Genomic DNA, 2,198 nt, shown 5'->3' with positions numbered 1-2,198 from the left:
CATCTGCCAAAAGCCCAACTCGACCGTCCGCGATCCGACCGGCGCGCTAACGCTGAATGCCGAACACACCACGCTCGATTGGGAAGTTGAGCTGGGCGTGATCATTGGCGACGTGGATGGGGGACTGACGATCGAGCAGGCGGCGTCGGCGATCGCGGGCTACTGCGTGGTCAACGACATCACGTTGCGCTCGGCGGTGTTTCGTGAGGAGCCTCCGCGCTTCGGTACGGATTGGCTTCAGTCGAAAGGTGGTCGCGGCTGGCTGCCCGCCGGGCCGTGGTTCGTACCTTTTTGGAACGTGAGCGATCCGGGGGGGCTGCGCCTGTGGTTGCGCCTCAACGGCGCGCTGATGCAGGACGGTCGCACGGATGACATGGTGTTCGGTATTGCCGAACAGATTGCCTACCTCTCGCGACACGTGGCGTTGCTGCCAGGCGACCTGATCTGCACTGGCTCCCCGGCTGGTTTTGGCAGCCACCATGATCGCTTCCTGCGCCCCGGCGACGTGGTGGAAGCAGGGATCAACGGCCTGGGGGCCCAACGCATTTGTTTCATCGAGGGCTCGCCCTCGTCTCATCGTAGGTAATGACCATGACCAAGACTGTTTTTCTGACTGACTACGCCTGGCCCGATGACTCCATCGAGCGCAAGGTCATTGAATCTGCGGGCATGCGTCTCGTGAGCGGCCCGGCCGCGCCATCAAACGTGTCAGACATCGACGCTCTGGTCGCCGCGCATCAGCCGCACGGGATCATGACGTGCTGGGCGGAGGTCTCCGCGCACGCGATCCAGTCCAGCCTGCCGCTCGAGATAGTGGCCCGCCTGGGCGTCGGGCTGGACAACATTGCCGTGCAGGCCGCGACCGACCGTGGAGTTTGGGTGACGAACGTGCCAGACTATTGCGTGGAAGAGGTTTCCGACCATGCTGTCGGATTCATCCTGTCCTGGACCCGTGGTCTGAATCACTTCGATCGCGAGGTTCGGGCCGGGCACTGGAACCCAGCGAGCGCGAAACTCAAGCGACTGGCCAACCTGACCTGCGGCATCGTGGGGTTCGGACGCATCGGCCGCCTCACCGCCCGCAAGCTGTCTGCATTCGGCTGCCGACTGCTGGCTTATGACCCATTTCCGGGTGCACCGCAGCCGGGCGTCGAGCCGAAGGATCTCGACAGCCTGATGCGCAACAGTGATATCGTTGTAGTGCATGCGCCATTGGTACCGGCCACCAAACATTTGATCGACGGCGAGCGGCTAGCCCTGATGCGGCCGGGTGGCCTGCTCATCAATGTCAGCCGAGGCGCCGTTGTGGACACCGCAGCAGTGATAGAGGCCCTTACGTCCGGCCGCCTGTCCGCAGTTGGGTTGGACGTATTGGAGTCGGAGCCACAGGTGCCGGACGAACTGAGATCCAGTCCAGGCGCGATGTTGACGCCGCATGTCGCGTTCTCGTCCGACGCGTCGTTGGAAGAACTGCGGCGTCGAGCCGCCGAAGAAGTGGTGCGCGTCCTGTCGGGTCAAGCGCCGCAAGAGGGGCGCAACCAGCCGGTTCGCCGCAGTTGAGGAGACGCCATGTCAAATGCACCCGTACCGGACAGCGATCTCGTCCACTTCGTCGAAGCCCAAGGCCTGACAAAATCCGGCGTCATCGCGCGCTGGCGTGAGTTGGCCGGAGGCGTGTCTTCCGACATCTGGAAGGTCGAATTGGGCGATCGCACAATTTGCGTCAAGCGCGCGCTGCCGCAACTGAAGGTCGCGGCGGTCTGGGAGGCACCAGTCTCCCGCAATGCCTATGAGTGGGCTTGGATGCAATTCGTGTCGGAGCATTGCCCCGCCAATGTTCCCGCGCCGATCGCGCAGGATGTGGAAGCCGGCCTGTTTGCTATGGCCTACTTGGAGCCGGAGGACCACCCGGTGTGGAAGCAGCAACTCCTAGCGGGCGAGGTTGACATTGGTTTGGCTGCAGCGGTCGGTAAGGTGCTCGGCGCGATCCATGCGAAAAGTGCCTGGCGAATCGATCTCGCCAAGCGCTTCGACTCAATTGAGAACTTCTATGCCTTGCGACTGGAGCCCTACCTCGTGGCGACGGCGGCACGCTATCCCGAGGTCTCAGCCACGCTATTAGCGCTGGTGGCTCAGACTGCGGGCACCACGCACGCGCTGGTCCATGGCGACGTGAGCCCGAAGAACATCCTGGCCGG

At 63.2% G+C, this 2,198-nt stretch carries 3 protein-coding genes; all 3 read left to right on the top strand.

Annotated features, from left to right (window positions below):
• Window positions 1–586, top strand: a 586-nt coding sequence (locus tag AC1DY5_RS52405; RefSeq protein WP_478122145.1) for a fumarylacetoacetate hydrolase family protein, incomplete at its 5' end; no start/stop codon positions are given.
• 5 nt (window positions 587–591) lie between these two features.
• Entirely contained in the window at window positions 592–1,560 is a 969-nt protein-coding gene (locus tag AC1DY5_RS52400) for a C-terminal binding protein (protein ID WP_478122144.1), read from the top strand.
• Between the two features lie 9 nt (window positions 1,561–1,569).
• A partial coding sequence (locus AC1DY5_RS52395; RefSeq protein ID WP_478122143.1) for a phosphotransferase occupies window positions 1,570–2,198 on the top strand: 629 nt, incomplete at its 3' end.

The organism is Variovorax sp. P4_D9, assembly GCF_056401695.1.
Note: the sequence above shows the minus strand (reverse complement) of the source record. Positions and strands in the feature narration are given on the sequence as shown.